The organism is Streptomyces sp. TAA040, from assembly GCF_000424845.1.
The window spans coordinates 23,601-42,451 of record NZ_AUKR01000015.1 but is presented as its reverse complement, the minus strand read 5'-3'; the positions used below and the strand labels follow the sequence as shown (position 1 = coordinate 42,451).

Sequence of the window (18,851 nt, the reverse complement as noted above, 5' to 3'; positions counted from 1 at the left end):
TGTTTCTGCCATTGGGTTGGTCAATAACCTTGTGTGCGTTGTCCGTTATCGAACGAGGGAGCTCCATGGCCACCGCGCACCAGGTCCCCGACATCCTGTCGCCGGAGTTCGCCGCGAACCCGTACCCGGCGTATCGCGTCATGCGGGAGAGCGCCCCGCTGATCTGGCACGAACCCACCGGCAGCTACGTCATATCCCGCTACGAGGACGTGGAACGGGTCTTCAAGGACAAGGAGTCGGCCTTCACGACCGACAACTACGACTGGCAGATCGAGCCGGTGCACGGCAAGACGATCCTTCAGCTCAGCGGGCGCGACCACGCGGTCCGCCGGGCGCTGGTCGCGCCGGCCTTCCGCGGCGCGGATCTCCGGGAGAAGTTCCTGCCCGTGATCGACCGCAACTCACGGGCACTCATCGACACCTTCCGGCACACCGGTTCGGTGGACCTGGTGGAGGACTACGCCACCCGCTTCCCGGTCAGCGTCATCGCCGACATGCTCGGTCTCGACAAGGCCGACCACGGCCGCTTCCACGGCTGGTACACCGCCGTCATCGCCTTCCTCGGCAACCTGGCGGGCGACCCGGAGGTCGCCGCCGCGGGCGAACGGACCCGGGTGGAGTTCGCGGAGTACATGCTGCCGATCATCCGCCGACGCCGCGACAACCTCGGGGACGACCTGCTGTCCACGCTCTGCGTCGCCGAGGTCGACGGAGTGCGGATGAGCGACGAGGACATCAAGGCCTTCTGCAGCCTGTTGCTCGCGGCCGGCGGGGAGACCACGGACAAGGCGATCGCCAGCATCTTCGCCAACCTGCTGATCCACCCGGAGCAGCTCGCCGCGGTGCGCAGCGACCGGAGCCTGATCCCCCGGGCCTTCGCCGAGACGCTGCGGTACACGCCGCCGGTGCACATGATCATGCGCCAGTCGGCCACCGACGTGGACCTCAGCGGGGGGACGGTGCCGGAGGGCGCCACGGTCACCTGCCTGATCGGCGCGGCCAACCGCGACAGCGACCGCTACGCGGACCCGGACAGCTTCGACATCTTCCGGGACGACCTGACGACCACCACCGCCTTCTCCGCCGCGGCCGACCACCTCGCGTTCGCCCTCGGCCGTCACTTCTGCGTGGGAGCGCTGCTCGCCAAGGCGGAGGTGGAGATCGGGGTGGACCAGCTCCTCGACGCGATGCCCGACATGCGGCTCGCCGAGGGATTCGACCCCGCGGAGCAGGGAGTGTTCACCCGGGGTCCGCAGTCCCTGCCGGTCCGGTTCACCCCGGCGTGAGCGGCCGGTCCGTGCCGGGCCCGTCCAGGCGCCCGGCACGGATCCCGCGGTCGCCTACTGGACGACCGGGGTGAACTGCACCGGTAGCTCCACCAGTCCACGCATCCAGATCGACGGCCGCCAGGTCAGCTCGTACGTCTCGACCGACAGGACGACGTCCGGCAACCGCTCCAGCAGCGTCTCGACGGCGGTGCGGGCGATCACGTCGGCGAGCAGCGGAGCCGGATAGGGGCAGCGGTGCTCGCCGTTGCTGAACGACAGGTGTGCCGAGTTCTCCGCGCCGACGTGCGACTCGGGCCAGATCTGCGGGTCGGTGTTCGCCGCGGCGAGCCCGAGCACCAGGCAGTCGCCCGCACGGATCTGCCGACCGCCGAGCTGGGTGTCGCGGACCGCCCACCGGCCGATGAAGTTCTGCGTCGGGGTGTCCAGCCACAGCACCTCGTTCAGCGCCTGGCCGACGCTGACCCGACCGCCCGACACGTTCAGCGCGAACCGGTCGTCGGTGAGGAGCAGGCGGAGCGTGTTGCAGATCCAGTTGGCGGTCGGCTGCTGCGCCGCGGCGATGATCGAGATGAGATCCTGCACCACCTCCTCGTCGGTGAGGCCCGCGGGGTGCGTGAGCATCCGCGACGTGACATCGGGCCCCGGCGCGTTCCGCTTGTCCTTGACGAGTTGCTGGATGCGCTCCTGCACCCGGAGGTAGGCGGCGACCGGGTCATCACCCTCCGCCGCGTCCAGGGAGATCCGCAGGTCGCGGACGAACTGCTCGGTGTCCTCCGCGCCGGCCGGCATGCCGCACATCTGGACGGCGGCCCGCATCGGCAGCGCGTGGGCGAAGCTCTCCATCAGCTCCGCGCGCCCGCTGCCGGAGAAGGAGTCGATCAGCCCGTCGGCGAGTTCGGCACAGTCGTGCGCCAGCTCGAACTGGTCGACGGCCTCCAGCGCCTCGGTGATGACACCCGCGCGGCGCTGGTGTTCCGCGCCCTCCGCGAAGAGCACCGACGGCTGGTAGCCGACGAAGGGCATCAGCGGCCAGTCCGGCGGGATGGAGTCCCACTGGTTCCACCGGCGCGAGTCCCGGGCGAACAGTTCGTCGTGGCTGGTCACATAGGTGACCTCGGGGTAGCCGAGCACGAGCCAGGCGGGGATGTCCCCGTCCAGCAGGACCGGCGCGATCGAGCCGTGCTCGGCGCGCAGGGCACGGTAGAGCTCGGCGGGCGTCTGCTGGTACTCCAACCCGCCGAGGCGGACCGCACCGTGGTGCGCGGGGCAGCCCGCCGGTGCTTCCTGAGCGGTCGAAGGTCCGGTGGGGTCGGTCACAGTGTCATCTCCCGGGCCATGGCCATTCGGTACAGGTGGTCCACGAGCGTGATCAGGACGTTCTTGCCGGACGATCTGACCCGCGCGTCGCAGTCGACCACCGGCACGTCCTCGGGGATCGCCAGTGCCTGGCGTATCTCGTCGAGCGAGAAGGCGGTGGCGTCGTCGAACCGGTTGACCGCCACCACAAAGGGCGTCCGGTGGTGCTCCAGCCGGTCGATCGCGTACCAGGACTCGCTCATCCGCCGGGTGTCGACCAGCACGATCGCGCCGAGCGTCCCGGAGAACAGGCGGTCCCACAGGAACCAGAACCGCTCCTGGCCGGGGGCCCCGAACAGGTACAGGACCATGCGCTCGTTGAGGCTGATGCGGCCGAAGTCGAAGGCGACCGTCGTGGTGGACTTCCCCGCCACTCCGGTGGTCTCGTCGACGCCGACCCCCGCCTGGGTCATGACCTCCTCGGTGTTCAGCGGGCGGATCTCACTGACCGAGCGGACCAGTGTGGTCTTGCCGACCCCGAAACCGCCCACGACGACGATCTTGAGGCCGGTCTCGGCGGTGTCGTCCAGCGGCGTACGAGCCGGTAGCTCAGAGGTTGCGGAGTCCATGGAGCACCTCCTTCAGAAGATCGATGTCGGGGTTCGAGGGGGACGAACGGGTCGCGGGAGGCATTCGCGCGGTGATCTGGCCCATGGCGAGCAGATCGCCCAGCAGGATGCGCACCACCGTGATCGGCAGCTGCATCTCCGCGGCGATCTCGACCACCGCCGCAGGGTGCCGACACAGCTCCAGAATCCGGACGTGCTCGGACTGCATGCCCGACCGGGGCTCGCACTCGCTGACGATGAGCGTGACGACGTCGAACGAGTCCTCGTCGGCCCGGCTTCGACCGCCGGTGACGATGTAGAGGCGGTCGGGGTCTCCGGTGTCGACGGGCCGGCGGATCACGAGGAGGGATTTCCCTCGGCGGACGACCGGGGCTCGGCCCGGAGGTGCTCGCCGATCTGCTCGACCATCTCGGTCATCTGGTGCCCGACGACTCCCGGGTCCGTCCCCTCGGACGCCACGACGCCGAGGTGCGCTCCCTCGCCGGCCTCCACGATGAAGAGCAGACCGCCGTGGAACTCGGTCATCGAGTGGCGGACTCCCCCCGAGCCGTCGCCGAACTCCACCGACGCGCCCTGGGCGAGCGCCTGGAGCCCGGAACAGATCGCGGAGAGCTGATCGGCCTGGTCCAGGGAGAGGTTGCGGCTCCAACAGAGCTTCAGCCCGTCCCGCGACAGCACCAGGGCGTGCCGAGTGCCGGGGGTGCGTTCCAACAGGCTCTGCAGGAGCCAGGTCAGGCTGTTGTCAGTGGTCTGCATGGTGTGCGTGGGGCAGGGTGTGCGCGGTAACCCGGTCACCAGCCCGTGCCTCCAATCTCACGTTTTCGAGCGGGGAAGGGCGCCGGAGCTCAAGGCGCCCTACGGGTGCTGCACCGCCTGGTCGGCGGGGGTCCCTCAGTCGGCGGGGATGCCGGGCGCGTTGCCGTGCCGATTCCCGGCGTCCCCGGCGTTCTCGGTGTTCTTGACGTGCTCGGCGTGCTCGGCGTGCTCGGCGTGCTCGGCGTGCTCGGCGTGCTCGGCGTGCTTCTCGTCCCGGACGTCGTCCTGGGCGTTGCGTCCCCGGTGGAACGCCCCGAACTGGGTGCCCGCGTTCCGCCCGGGCGGAACCGGCCCGGAGCGGGGTGCGGACGTCCGGGGTGCCGGCTGCGGCCGCTCCCGGTTCGCGGCGGCCATCGTGTGGCCCGGCGGACGCACCGGGAGCCCGCCAGGGGTGGCCGGGGCGGTGTCCGACTGCGGCGGTGCGCCGTCGTTCCGTACCGGCAGCGGTTCGCTGCGGGCCGGCGGCACCGGAGGTGCCGAGTGCTCGGGCCGCGGGGCCGGTGGCACCTCGCGAAGCGCCTCGGGTGCGGGGGCCGGGGCCGGTTGCGGTGCCGGGGCTGCGGGGGCCGCCGGGCGGACCGCCTGCTCCGGCACAGCGGACCGCTGCTGGGAGAGGAGCTGCGGCGGCACCAGGACGACCACACCGGTTCCGCCACGCGAGGACGGCCGGAAGTTGACGCTGATGCGGTACTTCGCGGACAGCCGGCCCACGACCGCGAGGCCCAGTCTGGTCCCCTGGAGCATAGCGAGGTCGGTGGTCCGGCCGGAGACCGACTCCTCGGCGCGCCGCATGGCCGCGTCGGCCATCTTCAGGCCGCTGTCCTCGATGGTGACGACGATGCCCGCGCTGCGCTCCTCGACGTAGACGTGCACCACGTCGATGGGCGGCGAGAAGTTCGCGGCGTTGTCCATCAGCTCGGCGAGCAGGTGCATCACGCTCTCGGCGGCGAACCCGGCCACCGCGGCGGTGCTGGCGCAGTGCAGGCGGACCCGCTGGTAGGCGACGATCCGGCCGACCGCGCCGCGCAGGATGCTCTCCATCCGGATGGGCTTGTTCCACGCCCGGCTGGTCCGACCGCCCATCAGCAGCGCCAGCCGGTCAGTCATCAGCCCGAGCTGCGAGGTGTTGTGGTCCAGGTGCAGCAGGTCGCCGAGCACGTCCTCGCCGTGCCGCTCCTGCATCTCGCGCAGGTCGGCGAGCATACTGACCGCCTTCGCCTGTACCCGGCTCAGCGCCTTGGCGCTCGCCGCCTGGGCGGCCGCGGCGCGGCGCTCGCTGACCGCGAGCTCCCGTACCGACATGTCCACCAGGACGCGCAGCCGCTCGTCCGAGGGCATTTCGAGCCAGGTGAGCACCGTGTTCGCCGAGGCACCGGTCCGCAACCCGGCGACGGCGGTCGGCAGGATCACCGACTTCATCCGGTCCAGGTCGGCGTCGGTACGGGTGAGCTGGAGCTGGGCGGCACCGGCCGCCGCGGACGCGGCGGAGGCACGTTCCTCCGCGGCGTCGACGGCGGCTGCCGCACGCTCCTCGGCGGTGCCCACCGCGATGACGAAGGACTCCAGCACCTGCCTGAGCTGCGTGTCCGCGGGCGGGGTGGTGGCGGCGAGCGTCTCGGCGACCCCGGCACCGTCCCGCAGCCGCTTGAGCACGGTCGGCAGCGTGACGTTGACGAGGTGCGCGGCCTCGGCGCCCTGCTGGGCGGCCTGCGTCTGAAGGGTCTGCACCTCGCGATATGCGGCGTTGGCGCTGCTGCGGGCACGGTGCACGAGCAGCGAGACGGTTCCGACGGCGATCGCCGTGCACAGCCAGGCGCCGAGCACGACCGGGAAGACCCAGGGCCGCGCCGACACAGGGGCTGCGGCGATCACCGCGCCTCCTACCGCTCCGGCGGCCACGAGCAGTACGAGAGGCACCGCGAGTGCTGAACCGCGTATCGGGTTCATGCGGCGCGGGCGGGGGGAGACAGGCACTGACATTCCGCGGTCCCTCGGTCATGAGTGCGGTGAACAGACAGGCTGACCGGTGCATATCGGCCGTGCGGGCGGACATGCTCCCGTACGGGGGGACGCTCTTCCGGCCGCACACGTGGCGCTCATGCTAGTCACGCCGCAAGGCCGTCACGGCCCAAGTCGCAGCGGAGTACGTCGTACGAGGGAGTTCGTCGCGAACTCGCCGTCACCAGCGCATTGCGTGGTAATGACGTGACACCCCGTGCGCCCCCTCCCCAGTGGGGTACGCCCCACCGTCGGGCACGCTCCCCACCGGAGCGTGCCCGACGGGGAGCCGACGCACCGTCAGCGGGGCCTTGCACAGTCTGTTTCCAGCCAACCACGACCCCGCTGGCCGCTTGCTTCTGATCGGTAGCGGTGCGTCATGACCCTCGGCCGCCCTCCGGCGCAGCAGGTCCGGGCCACCGGTCGCACACGTCGCCGCGCGCCCGCGGACGGGCGGGGTCATGGGCGGAGCCCTCCGGACCCGCTGCCGGGATGGCAGGATCGGTGCATGATGGCTCTCGGAATCCGCCGTCCCACCGGGCGGCGCGCGGTGACTGCGGCAGTGGCAGCCGCGGTGGTGCTCGGGCTGCTGCTGTGGTGGATGGTCCCCACCGGCGGCAAGACCCCCGAGGGCAGGGCGACCTTCGCCACCGGCGTCCCCAGCGGCGTCTACGAACGCTACGGCGCCCTGCTCCGGGACCGGCTCCGCCAGGACCTCCCTCGGGTCGAACTGGAGCTGGAACCCAGCCAGGGCTCGGTGCAGAACATCGAACGGCTCGTCTCCGGTGAGGCCGACTTCACCATCGCCCAGGCGGACGCGGTGGCCGCCTACCTGGAGGACGGCGGGAAGGACGCGGACCGGCTCCGGGCCTGCGCCCGGCTCTACGACGACTACGTCCAACTCGTGGTCCGGTCCGGCTCCCCGGTCCGGGAGGCCGCAGACCTGAACGGCCTGCGGGTGGGCGTGGGGGAACGGCGCTCCGGGGTCCGCCCGGTCGCCGAGCGCCTGCTGCGCGCCGCCGGGCTGGACGCGGAACGCGACGTCACCCCCGTGTACGAGGGCATCGACCGGATGCCCGCACTGCTGGAGGACGGCAGCCTGGACGCCTTCTTCTGGACCGGCGGCCTGCCGACCTCCGCCATCCAGGAGCTGGCCGAGCGGTCCGACATCCGTCTGGTGGAACTGGGCGGCCTCGTACCGGCGCTGCACGACCAGGAACCGCAGGCCCGGCACTACCGCGCGGCGGTGATGCCAGCCGACGCCTACCCGGCGGTGCAGCGCGGCGAGGCGGTCGAGACGGTCGCCGTGGCCAACCTGCTCGTCACCACCGACCGCGCGGACGCCGCCCTGACCGAAGGGCTCACCCGCTCGCTGATCAGCAGCCGGGACGAGATCGGCCGGCGGGTGCACGCGGCACAGCGGGTCGACCTGCGCACCGCGATCTACACCGACCCGCTGCCCCTGCACGAGGGGGCCCGGCGCTACTACCGCGCCGTCAAGCCCTGACCCGAAGCCCCTCGCGAACGCAGGGCCCCGGGCCCGGCTCCGCGGCCCGGCGTCACTCCTGCGCCGGCTCCGGTGCGCCGAGGCCCAGCAGCGCGTCGGCGCAGGAACGCAGGGCCTCGGGACGCACCCCGGGCAGCGCGGCCGCCAGGTGCCCGTCGGGGCGGACCAGCAGCACCGTGTGGGGAGCGGCCCCCGGATACCGCTCCGCCACGAGCAGTTCGGCCGGCAGCGGCAGCCGCCGCACGGCGGCGGCCAGCTCCGGCATCACGCCCGCGTGCAGCCAGTGCCGGCTGTCCCACACCCCGGTGCCGGGTGCGATGAGCACCACCAGCAGCTCGCGGCCGAGGCGCAGCCGCAGCGGCCCCCCCACGCCGTGCAGGTCGGTCACCGGCACATCGGCCACCGGATCGCCCGCGTCCGTGGCCACCTCCGTCATCAGACGCGGCGCCGGTGCCAGCGGTGAGCGGCGGTGGCCCGCCGGTGCTCCCAGCGGTCCCCGGCCCAGGTGGCCGTCCGTGAGCAGGGCCAGCGGCGTACGCGCCGCGCCGGGCAGCCGGGAGCGGAGTCCGCTGCCGTTGCGGACCAGGGGCAGCGCCTGGTCGGTCGCCCGGAGCCGGGCTCCGACCGCACTGCGCCGCTCGGCCTGGTAGCTGTCCAGGAGTTCCTCGGTCGCACCCTGGTGCCAGGCCAGCGCGAGCTTCCAGGCCAGGTTGTCCGCGTCCCGCAGCCCCTCGTCCACCGGCTGGGTGCCCAGGGCGCCGAGCTGGTGGGCGGCGTCGCCGGCCAGGAACGCCCGCCCGGAGCGCCAGCGCCTCGCGAGCCGCTGGTGCGCGGTGTGGACCCCGGTGTCCAGCAGCTCGTACGAGGGGTCGGCCGTCCCCGTCCAGCCCCGCAGCGTGGTCCCGACCCGGTCCATCAGCTCCTGCGGGGTGACCAGCTCGCCACGGGCCGGGAGCAGCCAGTCCAACCGCCACACGCCGTCCGGCAGGGAGCGGGCGCAGACCTCGGGCTGCCGGTCCGCCGGCTCCCGGTGCAGTAACGCCTCCTCGGGCCAGGGCAGGTCGACGCGGAGGACGGCGACCGCGTGGCGTTCGACGGAGGTGCGGCCGGGGAAGCGCACGTCGAGCAGCTTGCGCACCGTGGAGCGCGCGCCGTCGCACCCGACCAGGTAGCTGCCCCGCCAGGTCGTGCCGTGCCGTCCCCGGGTGACGGCCGAGACGCCTTCGTGGTCCTGCTCCAGTTCCGCCAACCGGTTGTCCTCGGCGAAGTGGATCAGGTCCTGCCGCCGAGCGGCGGCCCGGAGGGCTTCGGTGAGGTCGTGCCGGCAGAAGTGGAAGGGCGCGCCGCCGTCGGCGAAGTCCACCTGCTGGACGGTCTGTCGGCGGTGCAGCGTGCGCCACACCGTCCAGCGCAGGCCCGCGGGCGCCAGGGCGCCGGTGAGCCGGTGCACCAGGACCGTCGTGTCGTCCCGCAGTACGCAGCTCCGGGCGCGGCGGGGCGGTGGTTCGCCCTGCTCGCTCTCCAGCAGCACCGTGGGCACGTCCTGGCGCGCCAGCGCCAGCGCCAGCGCCAGGCCCACGGGGCCGGCACCGACCACGATCACCGGGTCCACGGCCGGCTGCCCCCCACGGCAGGGCCGAAAGCGAAGTGCTGATGCTCCGTGCACGGAGCGGGAGTTGACGCCGGACGCCGGGCCTGATGCGTGATCACACCTGGTATGCAACCCACTGCCCGTTCACCCGTCAAGTGAGGGTGGAACGGGCAGTGGGTGCCGAACGGTCCGTTCAGGCGCGGGTCTTCCGTACCGGCGGACCGTCGGGGCCGGCTGGTCCGGGCTCCGTCTGCTGCACTGGCGTCGGGCCGTCGGCCTCCGGGGCCGCGGACTTGCGCCGGGTGCGGAGCTTCGCCTCCAGCCAGCTCGCGAAGGTGGTGAGCGCGAAGTTCAGCAGGATGAACAGGGCTGCGATCACCAGGAAGCTGGGAATGGTGTTCGCATAGTTCGCGTTGAGCTGCCGCACCGAGTTGAGCAGTTCGGGGAAGCCCAGCAGGGCACCGCCGAGCGCGGTGTCCTTGACCACCACGACGAGCTGGCTGACGATCGCCGGCAGCATCACGGTGACCGCCTGCGGGAGCAGCACCTGGGACATCGTCTGGCCCTTGCGGAGCCCGATCGCCTTCGCCGCCTCGGTCTGGCCGCTGGGCAGTGACAGGATGCCGGCCCGTACGACCTCGGCGAGCACCGAGGCGTTGTACAGCACGAGGCCGGTGACCACCGCGTACAGCGGGCGGACCTCGGGGCTGACGTCGGTGAAGCGCGCGTACAGCTCGTTGCTGAACAGCATCAGGATCAGCACCGGGATGGCGCGGAAGAACTCCACGACGGTGCCGGCCGCTCCGCGTACCCAGACATGGTCCGACATCCGCGCGATGCCGAGCACGGCACCGAGCGGCAGCGCGATGACCATGGAGAGCCCGGCCGCCTTCAGCGTGTTGCCGAGCGCGGGAAGGATGTAGGTGGTCCAGGAGCGGGAGTCGGTGAAGAACGGGCTCCACTTCTCCCATTCGAACTGCCCCCGGTCCGTCATCGTGCCGACGACCCACCATGCGGCCAGGGCGAGCACGAGGACGAAGAGCACCGTGTACAGGATGTTGCGGGACTTCGCCCGGGGGCCCGGTGCGTCGTACAGGACCGAGGTCATCGCTTCACCGCCACTCGCTTGCTGACCCAGCCGAGCAGCAGCCCGGTCGGCAGCGTCAACAGGATGAACCCGAAGGCGAAGATCGCCGAGATCAACAACAACTGCGCCTCGTTCTCGATCATTTCCTTCATCAGCAGCGCCGCCTCGGCCACTCCGATCGCGGCCGCGGTCGTGGTGTTCTTGGTCAGGGCGATCAGCACGTTGGCGAGCGGGGCGACCACCGAGCGGAATGCCTGCGGGAGGATGATCAACGTCAGCACCTGCGTGAAGTTCAGGCCCACCGCGCGCGCCGCCTCCGCCTGGCCGAAGGGGACCGTGTTGATCCCGGACCGCAGCGACTCGCACACGAACGCCGACGTGTAGGCCGCCAGGCCGAGCACGGCGAGGCGGAAGTTCTGGGTGTCGAAGTCGTCCGCGGCACCGAGGTAGATCTGCAGCGTCTGGGCGAGCCCGAGCGAGGTGAAGAGGATGATGACCGTCAGCGGGATGTTCCGGACCAGGTTCACGTAGGCGGTGCCGAAGCCCCGCATCAGAGGAACGGGGCTGACCCGCATACCGGCCAGTGCGGTGCCCCACAGCAGGGCGCCGACCCCCGAGAGGACGGTGAGCTTCACCGTCATCCAGAAGGCCCCGAGCAAGTCGTAGCCGTCAAGAAAGTCGAACACGATTTCCCGTGCTTCCGCGTGTGTGGATGACGCGGCGCGCCGCCCCGTGCGGGGCGGCGCGCCGCCGTGCCGTTGTGGCGCTCTCGGTCAGCGCGTTCAGCTGACGATGTCGCCGATCTCCGGGGCCGGCTCGTTGTCGTACTCGGCCGGGCCGAAGTTCGCCTCGACGAACTCGTCCCACGAGCCGTCGTCGACCATCTTCGTCAGGGCGTCGTTGACCTCGTCCTTGAGCTCGGTGTCGCCCTCCTTGAGGCCGATGCCGTAGTTCTCGTTGCTCAGGTTCAGGCCGGCGAGCTCGAACTTGCCCTGGTACTGCTCCTGCGCGGCGAAGCCGGCCAGGATCGAGTCGTCGGTGGTCAGCGCGTCCACCGCTTCGCTGTCCAGGCCGCTCAGGCACTCGGAGTAGCCGCCGTACTCCTGGAGCTGGGCGTCGGGAGCGAAGCCGTTCTTGACGTTCTGCGCCGAGGTGGAGCCGGTGACCGAGCAGAGCTTCTTGCCGTTCAGGTCGTCTCCCTTGGAGACCTTCTCGCCGCTGCGGACCAGCAGGTCCTGGTGGGCGAGGAGGTAGGGGCCGGCGAAGTCGACCTTCTCGTCGCGCTCGTCGGTGATCGAGTAGGTGGCGACCACCAGGTCGACGTCCCCGCGCGAGATGAGGTTCTCCCGCTCCGCGCTGGGCGCTTCCTTCCAGGTGATGTCGCTCTCCTCGTAGCCGAGCTCCTTGGCCACGTAGGTCGCGACGTCCACGTCGAAGCCCTCGAACTCGCCGTCCGGGGTCTTCAGGCCGAGGCCGGGCTGGTCGTACTTGATCCCGATCGTGATCTTGTCGGCGCCGCCGCCGTCGCCGCCGTCACTGCCGGAGTCGCCGCCGCTCTCACCGCCGCAGGCGGTGGCGGTCAGGGCAAGGACGACGGCAGCAGCGGCAGCGGCGTAACCGGTCTTGAGTCTCATGACTGAACTTCCCTCGCGTTGTGTGTGGTGCGTGTGTCTGAAGCGGCCTGGGGGTGCGGCGGGTGTTGCTAGTGCTGAAGGATCTTCGACAGGAAGTCCTTGGCCCGGTCGCTGCGCGGGTTGCTGAAGAACTGCTCCGGAGTGGCCTCCTCGACCACCCGGCCGTCCGCCATGAACACCACCCGGTTCGCGGCGGAGCGCGCGAACCCCATCTCGTGGGTGACGACGATCATGGTCATGCCTTCCCGGGCGAGCTGCTGCATGACCTCCAGCACCTCGTTGATCATCTCCGGGTCGAGCGCGGAGGTGGGCTCGTCGAAGAGCATGACCTTGGGGTCCATCGCCAGCGCGCGGGCGATCGCCACCCGCTGCTGCTGACCGCCGGAGAGCTGGGCGGGGTACTTGTCCGCCTGGTTGCCGACACCGACGCGGTCCAGCAGCTCGCGGCCGCGCTTGTCCGCCTCGGCCTTCGACTTGCGCCGGACCTTCACCTGGCCGAGCGTGACATTCTCCAGGACCGTCTTGTGGGCGAAGAGGTTGAAGGCCTGGAAGACCATCCCGACGTCGGCGCGCAGCCGGGCCAGCTCCTTGCCCTCGGCGGGCAGCGGCTTGCCGTCGATGGTGATCGAACCGGACTCGACGGTCTCCAACCGGTTGATGGCGCGGCACAGCGTCGACTTGCCGGACCCGGAGGGCCCGATCACCACGATCACCTCGCCGGGGTCGATGGTCAGGTCGATGTCCTGGAGCACGTGCAGCGCACCGAAGTGCTTGTTGACGTTGTCCAGCACGACCAAGGGCTCCGTCTCCGGCACCTCTTCCTTGGTCACCGATACTTCGCTCATCGGCGTCACTCGCTCCGTCCTCATCGGTTGTGGGGACCCTAGTGACCAGCGGGAACCCGCGTCATCACATCTGAGCTGAACTTGAGCATCACGATCAGGCCACGATGCTTCACCCAGAGTGACCAGTCCGGTGAGTAGCGTACCGGCTGCATAACGGAAACCCGGAGACGAACGGAATGCGGTTGACTCGTCCGGTCGCTTCCGCGTGTATGCAGGGGGTGAAGAGCGGAACGTGGCACCGTCCGAACGACGAGAATCGGCCACCGCACCCCCGCGCCGCGAACAGGGAGGAGAACCTCGGATGCGACTGCTGCTGGTCGAGGACGACGAACACGTCGCCGCGGCCCTGTCCGCGGTGCTCACCCGCCACGGCATCGAGGTCGTCCACGCCCGCGACGGAGCGTCCGCACTGGACCACCTGCTGCCGGGCGACGCCGCGGAGTCCTTCGCCGTGGTGCTGCTGGATCTCGGCCTGCCGGACCAGAACGGCTTCGAGGTGTGCAGCCGGATCCGGCGCCGCACCGCGACTCCGGTGATCATGGTGACCGCCCGGGCGGACGTCCGCTCCCGCATCCACGGCCTCAACCTGGGCGCCGACGACTACGTGGTCAAGCCCTACGACACCGGGGAACTGCTGGCTCGGATCCACGCGGTGAGCCGGCGGGGCGGCGGCGAGGACCGCGCCGACCACCCGGAGCGCCGTGAGGAGTCCGCGGGCACGGCGGAACCGATGCGGTTCGGCAGCGTGGTCGTCGAGCCGGACACCCGGCGGGTGAGCGTGGCGGGCGAGGAAGTGGCCCTCACCCGCAAGGAGTTCGACCTGCTCGCTCTGCTGGCCCAGCGGCCGGGAGTGGTGTTCCGGCGCGAGCAGATCATCAGCGAGGTGTGGCAGACGAGCTGGGAGGGCACCGGACGCACCCTGGAGGTGCACGTCGCCTCGTTGCGCGCCAAACTGCGGATGCCCGCGCTGATCGAGACCGTGCGCGGAGTCGGCTACCGGCTCGCCGTGCCGGCCGACTGACCGGCACGGGGGAAGAACCGTGCGCTCCCGCCTCCTGCCCCTCCTCATCCTGCTCTTCGCCGGGGTACTGCTCGCCCTCGGCTTCCCGCTCGCGGTCAGCCTGGCCGCCGCCGAGCAGCAGCGCGTGGTGGTGGACCGCATCGACGACACCGCCAGGTTCGCGGCGCTGGCCCAGTTCGTCACCTCTCGGCCGGTCTCCGGTTCCTTCGCCTCCGCGGAGAAGCGCGCCGCCCGGGAGGAGCAGGACGAACGGTTGGCCACCCTGACCGAGGAGCTCGCCCGCTACCACCAGCTCTACGGCATCCGGGCGGGTGTCTTCTACCGGGACAGCCGAGCGATGGCCGCATCGCCGGACGGCTGGAGGGTGCCCGGCAGCGGCGCGGGCGCCGACGCCTTCGCCGAGGCCCTGGCCGGACGGCGCAGCCACGATCCGGCCCAGGTCTGGCCCTGGCAGGAGCAGCGGGTCGCCGTCGCCTCCCCCGTGGTGCGGGACGGGGACGTCGTGGCGGTGGTGCTCACCGACTCCCCCACCGACCAGTTGCGCTCCCGGATTCTGCGCGGCTGGCTGCCGCTGGCCACCGGCGAGGCCGCCGCGATGCTGCTCGCCGTGGGAGCGGCGTTCCGGCTGACCGGCTGGGTGTTGCGACCGGTGCGGACACTGGACAAGGCGGCCCACGACATCGCTACCGGCCAGCTCGCCTCCCGGGTGGTCGCGTCCGACGGCCCGCCCGAGCTGCGCAGGCTCGCGCGTTCGTTCAACGAGATGGCCGACCACGTCGAGGAGATCCTGGAGCAGCAGCGGGCCTTCGTCGCCGATGCCTCGCACCAACTGCGCAACCCGCTCTCCGCGCTGCTGTTGCGCATCGAACTGCTGGGCCTTGCGCTGCCGGAGGGAAGTGCCGACTTCGCCTCGGTGGAGGCCGAGGGGAAGCGGCTCGCCCGGGTGCTGGACGATCTGCTGGGCCTGGCGCTGGCCGAGCACAGCTCCGCCGACCTGCGGGTGACGGACGTCGCCGCGCTGGCCGCGGAACGGGTGGCGGCCTGGCGGCCCGTCGCGACCCGCGGCGGGATCGAGCTGCACGCCGGGGGCAACGCGGCCGTCACCGCATGGGCGGACCCCGTGGCGCTCTCCAGCGCGCTGGACGCGGTGGTGGACAACGCGATCAAGTTCACCCCGGAGGGAGAGGCGGTGAGCGTGTCGGTCCTTCCGGCGGGTGAGCAGGTCACCATCGAGGTGGCCGACGGCGGGCCGGGGCTGACCGAGGAAGAGTTGGAACGGATCGGCGACCGCTTCTGGCGCAGCGGCCGGCACCAGAACGTCCAGGGGTCGGGTCTCGGGCTCTCCATCACCCGCGCGCTGCTGGCGGCGGGCGGTGGGAGCATCGACTACTCCCCCAACGAGCCGCGAGGCCTGCGGGTGACGCTCACGCTGCCGCGTACAGGGCCCTGAACCCCGTGGTTCGGTGCGCCGCCTCCGCAGCAGAAACACCGCGCCCGGAAGGAAGGAGGCGACGGGATCGGGCGAGGGGCGTCAGATCGACTCCTCCCAGGCCGCGAGTTCCTCCCCCTCTTCCGCCAGCGCCTGCCGGACCACGCTCAGGGCGAGCCCTTCGGAGTAGCCCTTGCGCGCGAGCATTCCGGCGAGCCGCCGAAGGCGCTTGTCCCGGTCCAGCCCCCTGGTGCTCCGGAGCTTGCGCTCAACCAGACTCCGGGCCGTCTGCTTCTCCTGATCCGGCTCCAGCCGGCCGACCGCCTCGTCGACGACCGCGGAGTCCACGCCTTTGGTGCGCAGCTCGCGAGCGAGCGCGCGGCGGGCCAGACCGCGACTGCGGTGCCGGGACTCCACCCAGGCGTCGGCGAAGGCGGCGTCGTCGATCAGACCGACGGCTTCCAGGCGGGACAGGAGCTCTGCGGCAGCGTCCTCCGGAATCTCCTGTTTGTGCAGTTCGTCGGCCAATTGCTGCCGGGTGCGCGAACTCCCCGTGAGCAGGCGCAGGCAGATAGCCCGCGCCCGCTCCACCGGGTCCTTCGGTACCTGCGGTGATCCCCGCTCGGCCCTCGACGAGGAGGGATCACCGCTGCTCTGCTGGACGCCTTCGCTCTCCGGCCAGTCGGTGCGCCGCACCACCGGTCAGCCCTTCGTCGCTGCGGCGGCGGTCTTGGCTGCCCTTCCCTTGGCGGCAGGCGCAGGGGCCGTCTTCTCCGGGGCTCCGGCCGGCACCTCGGGGGCCACCGCGGCGTCCTTGCCGGGCTCCGCTTCCGGCTTCTCGGTCCTCGGGCCGATACCGAGCTTCTCCTTGATCTTCTTCTCCACCTCGTTGGCGAGGTCGGGGTTGTCGCGGAGGAAGTTGCGGGCGTTCTCCTTGCCCTGCCCGAGCTGGTCGCCCTCGTAGGTGTACCAGGCGCCGGACTTGCGGATGAAGCCGTGCTCGACGCCCATGTCGATCAGGCCGCCCTCGCGGCTGATCCCCACGCCGTAGAGGATGTCGAACTCCGCCTGCTTGAAGGGCGGCGCGACCTTGTTCTTGACGACCTTGACGCGGGTGCGGTTGCCGACCGCGTCGGTGCCGTCCTTGAGGGTCTCGATCCGGCGGATGTCCAGGCGGACCGAAGCGTAGAACTTGAGCGCCTTGCCACCGGTCGTCGTCTCCGGGGAGCCGAACATCACGCCGACCTTCTCCCGGAGCTGGTTGATGAAGACCGCAGTGGTCCTGGACTGGTGCAGCGCGCCGGCGATCTTGCGCAGTGCCTGGCTCATCAGCCGGGCCTGGAGGCCGACGTGGGAGTCGCCCATCTCGCCCTCGATCTCCGCCCGGGGGACGAGCGCGGCCACCGAGTCGACCACGATCAGATCCAGCGCACCGGAACGGATGAGCATGTCGACGATTTCGAGGGCCTGCTCACCGTTGTCCGGCTGGGAGAGGATCAGCTGATCCACGTCGACGCCGAGGTTCTTGGCGTACTCCGGGTCCAGGGCGTGCTCGGCGTCCACGAAGGCGACGGTGCCGCCGGCCCGCTGGGCGTTCGCGACCGCGTGCAGGGTGAGGGTGGTCTTGCCGGAGGACTCCGGGCCATAGACCTCCACCACCCGCCCGCGCGGCAGGCCGCCGACACCGAGTGCGACGTCCAGAGCGGTCGAACCGGTGGGGATGACCTCGATGGGTTCGTTGGGACGCTCGCCAAGGCGCATGACGGCGCCTTTGCCGAACTGCCGCTCGATCTGTGCGAGCGCCGCGTCGAGCGCCTTCTCGCGGTCGTTTCCTGCCATGGGTGCCACCCGATTTGCTTGAGTCGATCGCTTCACGTCCATGACGTTAGCGGCTGCCACTGACAATCGGCCCTGACACGGCTCCGGACCGCTTCAGACCGACTCTGCTCCGCCATGGGAATCCACGTTCGAATGATGTGTCAAGTGACCCCGCCGAGCCCTTCTGGACGAGAATCCGCAGGTCAGCATGTGTTCTATGACCTCTGTGGACAACTCGCCCCCTCGAAGGGATGACCGCCCGCGGCCGGAAACGGGAGGTGCGTCACACCGCAGCACCCGGGGCCCGTGCAGGCCACAAGCGTCGGAAAAGCCGGAGGCGCCGGGCATCCGCCGTGCCGCGTCGCTGCTCAGCGCAGTTCCGCCGGTACGTCGACCGCCGCGCAGACCGCCCGCCAGACCGACTTCGCGTCCCACCCGGCGTCGAGCGCCTCGAGCACCGTCCGTCCGCCGAGTTCGGACATCACGTAGTCGCGTGCGAAGGAGTCGGCGTACGCCGCACCGAAGTGGGCCGTCATCCGTGCCCAGAAAACCGTCAACCGCATGCGCCCAGTATCCCGCCTCCGCGGGCCGGACGGAGCCGCCACCGCCCCGGGACCCGCCCGCGCCTGCTCGGCAGGAGCGGCCGGGCCGCCCCGGTTCCGCGGGTGTCGGCTCAGGCTCCCAGCGCCCGGACGGCCGCGGTGACGGCCACGGCCGCGGCGATCACCAGCAGGAACGGCGCCCGTAGCAGCAGGGCGCCCGCCGCGGCGGCCAGTCCGGCCGCCCGGGCGTCGAGCACGAGTGCGCCGCCCTCCCCCTCGAAGGTCTGCACAGCGGCCAGGGCGGCGAGCAGCGCGAGCGGCAGCAGCGCGGCCAGTCGCCGCACAGCGGGCTTCTCCAGCACCTGCGCGGGCACCGTGAGCCCGAGGAACTTGATCAGGCAGCAGCCGACCGCGGCGGCCGCGACGGCGATCCAGACCGTCATCGGCCCTCCTCTCCGGGTGTGCCGCTTCCCGGAACGGCGGTCTCCTCGAACGCCGCCCCCGGACCGGTCGCGCCCGGCGCCCCGGGGACGACCGGTCCGGGCGGCGTCGCCGCGTCCTCCCGCCCGGCGACACCGTCCGCAGGCGGCGCCGACCGGCGTCGCACCCGTTCCGCGAGCAGTACCGCGGGGGCCGCCAGCCCCGCCGCGAGGACGGGCACCCCGGCGGGCAGCAGGGGCAGGCACACCAGCGCGAGCAGCACGGCGAGCGCCGCGGTCGCCCGTGCGCGGCGGAGTCCAGCATCGGGGCGAGAAGCGCCAGGAACACCGCGGGTCCGGCCGCGTCCAGCCCCCAGGACGCCGGGTCGCCCAGCGCGCCGGCTCCGAGGGCGCCGAGCAGGGGTGGTGAGGTTCCAGAGCAGGTACAGGGAGAGTCCGGTGACGAGGAAGCCGATGCGGGCCGAGCGGCGCCCGTCCTGGCCAGGGCGACCGCCGAGGTCTCGTCGATCACCCAGTGCGCGGCCCAGGGCCGCACTCGGTGCGGCAGCCGGAGCAGCTCCGACAGCCGGAGGCCGTAGAAGGCGTTCCGTGTCCCGAGGAACAGCGCGCCCAGCGCTGCCGCTACCGCGCCCCCGCCCCTCGCCAACGCTCCCACCAGGGCGAACTGCGAGGCGCCAGTGAAGACGAAGAGGCTCAGGGCACTGCTCTGCGCGACGCTGAGCCCCGCTCCCGCCGCGGTGACGCCGAAGGCGAAGCCGGACAGCCCGACCGCGACGCCCACTTCGAGCGCGTCCCGGACGACGGTCCGCTCCGCCACCGAGAACCGTACCGCTCCGGCCCGGAGGGACGTCCGGCCCGGAGGGGCTCCCGGCCCGCTCCGGTCCCGATGCCCCTTCCCTTCCCTTCCCT

General features: G+C 71.5%; 18 protein-coding genes and 1 pseudogene. 4 read left to right on the top strand and 15 right to left on the bottom strand.

Annotation, left to right across the window (positions count from 1 at the left end; all coding sequences use genetic code 11):
• Nucleotides 1–65 precede the first annotated feature (65 nt).
• Complete coding sequence (locus H300_RS0114905) at nt 66–1,286, top strand: cytochrome P450 (protein WP_028428076.1); 1,221 nt, start codon at nt 66–68, stop codon at nt 1,284–1,286.
• 54 nt (nt 1,287–1,340) lie between these two features.
• Here the strand turns inward: H300_RS0114905 and H300_RS0114900 are convergent, their stop codons facing one another.
• The 5 genes from H300_RS0114900 to H300_RS26975 form a co-directional block, all read right to left on the bottom strand.
• Nucleotides 1,341–2,606: a cytochrome P450 gene (locus H300_RS0114900; RefSeq protein WP_028428075.1), complete on the bottom strand. Its 1,266-nt coding sequence runs from the start codon at nt 2,604–2,606 to the stop codon at nt 1,341–1,343.
• A complete protein-coding gene (locus tag H300_RS0114895; RefSeq protein ID WP_028428074.1) occupies nt 2,603–3,214 on the bottom strand; it encodes an ATP/GTP-binding protein in 612 nt (203 codons plus the stop codon). The genes H300_RS0114900 and H300_RS0114895 overlap by 4 nt, the downstream gene beginning before the upstream one ends.
• Nucleotides 3,195–3,554 carry a DUF742 domain-containing protein gene (locus tag H300_RS0114890; RefSeq protein WP_028428073.1) on the bottom strand — a complete coding sequence of 120 codons (360 nt, stop codon included), beginning with the start codon at nt 3,552–3,554 and terminating at the stop codon, nt 3,195–3,197. Before H300_RS0114890 ends, H300_RS0114895 begins: the two co-directional genes overlap by 20 nt.
• Nucleotides 3,551–3,970: a roadblock/LC7 domain-containing protein gene (locus tag H300_RS0114885; RefSeq protein WP_028428072.1), complete on the bottom strand. Its 420-nt coding sequence runs from the start codon at nt 3,968–3,970 to the stop codon at nt 3,551–3,553. The genes H300_RS0114890 and H300_RS0114885 overlap by 4 nt, the downstream gene beginning before the upstream one ends.
• Before the next feature lie 135 nt (nt 3,971–4,105).
• Nucleotides 4,106–6,010 (bottom strand): ATP-binding protein, encoded by a 1,905-nt coding sequence (locus tag H300_RS26975; RefSeq protein WP_078516014.1) that lies wholly within the window; start codon nt 6,008–6,010, stop codon nt 4,106–4,108.
• Between the two features lie 529 nt (nt 6,011–6,539).
• On the opposite strand from H300_RS26975, the gene H300_RS0114875 reads away from it, so the two are divergent.
• Complete coding sequence (locus tag H300_RS0114875; protein ID WP_028428071.1) at nt 6,540–7,535, top strand: TAXI family TRAP transporter solute-binding subunit; 996 nt, start codon at nt 6,540–6,542, stop codon at nt 7,533–7,535.
• A 52-nt stretch (nt 7,536–7,587) separates the two neighbouring features.
• On the opposite strand, the gene H300_RS0114870 is transcribed toward H300_RS0114875, so the two are convergent.
• From H300_RS0114870 to H300_RS0114850, 5 genes are all read right to left on the bottom strand, one after another.
• Entirely contained in the window at nt 7,588–9,147 is a 1,560-nt protein-coding gene (locus tag H300_RS0114870; protein ID WP_028428070.1) for an FAD-dependent monooxygenase, read from the bottom strand.
• Nucleotides 9,148–9,319: 172 nt separating this feature from the next.
• Nucleotides 9,320–10,234: an amino acid ABC transporter permease gene (locus tag H300_RS26970; RefSeq protein ID WP_051270057.1), complete on the bottom strand. Its 915-nt coding sequence runs from the start codon at nt 10,232–10,234 to the stop codon at nt 9,320–9,322.
• Nucleotides 10,231–10,899, bottom strand: a complete 669-nt coding sequence (locus H300_RS0114860; RefSeq protein ID WP_028428069.1) for an ABC transporter permease subunit — start codon at nt 10,897–10,899, stop codon at nt 10,231–10,233. The genes H300_RS26970 and H300_RS0114860 overlap by 4 nt, the downstream gene beginning before the upstream one ends.
• A gap of 96 nt (nt 10,900–10,995) precedes the next feature.
• The gene (locus H300_RS0114855) at nt 10,996–11,847 is read right to left on the bottom strand and encodes a glutamate ABC transporter substrate-binding protein (protein ID WP_028428068.1); all 852 of its coding nucleotides are present in this window, start codon (nt 11,845–11,847) and stop codon (nt 10,996–10,998) included.
• 68 nt (nt 11,848–11,915) lie between these two features.
• Nucleotides 11,916–12,692, bottom strand: coding sequence for an amino acid ABC transporter ATP-binding protein (locus H300_RS0114850; protein WP_028428067.1), 777 nt, complete (start codon nt 12,690–12,692; stop codon nt 11,916–11,918).
• Between the two features lie 301 nt (nt 12,693–12,993).
• Here H300_RS0114850 and H300_RS0114845 point away from each other — a divergent pair, with 301 nt between their 5' ends.
• Nucleotides 12,994–13,713 (top strand): response regulator transcription factor, encoded by a 720-nt coding sequence (locus H300_RS0114845; RefSeq protein ID WP_028428066.1) that lies wholly within the window; start codon nt 12,994–12,996, stop codon nt 13,711–13,713.
• 19 nt (nt 13,714–13,732) lie between these two features.
• Entirely contained in the window at nt 13,733–15,163 is a 1,431-nt protein-coding gene (locus H300_RS0114840; RefSeq protein ID WP_028428065.1) for an ATP-binding protein, read from the top strand.
• A gap of 81 nt (nt 15,164–15,244) precedes the next feature.
• Here H300_RS0114840 and recX read toward each other — a convergent pair whose 3' ends face one another.
• The 5 genes and pseudogenes from recX to H300_RS26965 all read right to left on the bottom strand — a co-directional run bounded on the left by recX (nt 15,245) and on the right by H300_RS26965 (nt 18,759).
• Complete coding sequence (gene recX / locus H300_RS0114835) at nt 15,245–15,841, bottom strand: recombination regulator RecX (protein WP_028428064.1); 597 nt, start codon at nt 15,839–15,841, stop codon at nt 15,245–15,247.
• A gap of 3 nt (nt 15,842–15,844) precedes the next feature.
• A complete protein-coding gene (gene recA / locus H300_RS0114830) occupies nt 15,845–16,981 on the bottom strand; it encodes a recombinase RecA (RefSeq protein WP_028428063.1) in 1,137 nt (378 codons plus the stop codon).
• A 347-nt stretch (nt 16,982–17,328) separates the two neighbouring features.
• Nucleotides 17,329–17,523 (bottom strand): DUF3046 domain-containing protein, encoded by a 195-nt coding sequence (locus H300_RS0114825; RefSeq protein ID WP_028428062.1) that lies wholly within the window; start codon nt 17,521–17,523, stop codon nt 17,329–17,331.
• 110 nt (nt 17,524–17,633) lie between these two features.
• Complete coding sequence (locus H300_RS0114820; protein ID WP_028428061.1) at nt 17,634–17,945, bottom strand: AzlD domain-containing protein; 312 nt, start codon at nt 17,943–17,945, stop codon at nt 17,634–17,636.
• Nucleotides 17,942–18,759, bottom strand: a pseudogene (locus H300_RS26965) (AzlC family ABC transporter permease). The gene H300_RS0114820 and the pseudogene H300_RS26965 overlap by 4 nt, the downstream one beginning before the upstream one ends.
• Nucleotides 18,760–18,851: the final 92 nt, after the last annotated feature.

Bases quoted from the DNA above. Each gene is read 5' to 3' on its own strand.
- H300_RS0114885 (WP_028428072.1), bottom strand. From the start codon at position 3,970: ATGCAGACCACTGACAACAGCCTGACCTGGCTCCTGCAGAGCCTGTTG.
- H300_RS0114850 (WP_028428067.1), bottom strand. From the start codon at position 12,692: ATGAGCGAAGTATCGGTGACCAAGGAAGAGGTGCCGGAGACGGAGCCC.
- H300_RS0114820 (WP_028428061.1), bottom strand. From the start codon at position 17,945: ATGACGGTCTGGATCGCCGTCGCGGCCGCCGCGGTCGGCTGCTGCCTG.
- H300_RS0114855 (WP_028428068.1), bottom strand. From the start codon at position 11,847: ATGAGACTCAAGACCGGTTACGCCGCTGCCGCTGCTGCCGTCGTCCTT.
- H300_RS0114825 (WP_028428062.1), bottom strand. From the start codon at position 17,523: ATGCGGTTGACGGTTTTCTGGGCACGGATGACGGCCCACTTCGGTGCG.
- recA (WP_028428063.1), bottom strand. From the start codon at position 16,981: ATGGCAGGAAACGACCGCGAGAAGGCGCTCGACGCGGCGCTCGCACAG.
- H300_RS0114905 (WP_028428076.1), top strand. From the start codon at position 66: ATGGCCACCGCGCACCAGGTCCCCGACATCCTGTCGCCGGAGTTCGCC.
- H300_RS26970 (WP_051270057.1), bottom strand. From the start codon at position 10,234: ATGACCTCGGTCCTGTACGACGCACCGGGCCCCCGGGCGAAGTCCCGC.
- H300_RS26975 (WP_078516014.1), bottom strand. From the start codon at position 6,010: ATGTCAGTGCCTGTCTCCCCCCGCCCGCGCCGCATGAACCCGATACGC.
- H300_RS0114875 (WP_028428071.1), top strand. From the start codon at position 6,540: ATGGCTCTCGGAATCCGCCGTCCCACCGGGCGGCGCGCGGTGACTGCG.
- H300_RS0114845 (WP_028428066.1), top strand. From the start codon at position 12,994: ATGCGACTGCTGCTGGTCGAGGACGACGAACACGTCGCCGCGGCCCTG.
- H300_RS0114895 (WP_028428074.1), bottom strand. From the start codon at position 3,214: ATGGACTCCGCAACCTCTGAGCTACCGGCTCGTACGCCGCTGGACGAC.